The sequence below is a fragment of the Marinobacter vulgaris genome, from assembly GCF_003344045.1.
GTDB lineage: Bacteria > Pseudomonadota > Gammaproteobacteria > Pseudomonadales > Oleiphilaceae > Marinobacter > Marinobacter vulgaris.
In genome coordinates this window covers 338-554 of the sequence record NZ_QFWX01000038.1, presented here as the reverse complement: position 1 = coordinate 554, position 217 = coordinate 338, and the positions used below count along the sequence as shown (strand labels likewise).

Genomic DNA, 217 nt, shown 5'->3' with positions numbered 1-217 from the left:
GGCAGATATTACGGCTATGGACAACACCGTGGTGACGTTCCCTCACGCACCGCTACAGATGCTGGAGCAACTGCGAACCGTTCATCTGCTGAGCTGGTGCGTATCCGTTGCGGGTATGCTGTGCTTTGCTGCGGGCGGTCTGAAAGCGGCGCGATCTCCCATGCTGCTGGGAAGCGCATTGCTGATTGTCGGTGAGCTGATGCTGCGCTTCGTTTTC

General features: G+C 58.1%; 1 protein-coding gene. It reads left to right on the top strand.

Annotated elements, in window-relative coordinates; all coding sequences use genetic code 11:
* A partial coding sequence (locus DIT71_RS17695) for a hypothetical protein (RefSeq protein WP_199491049.1) occupies window positions 1–217 on the top strand: 217 nt, incomplete at both ends.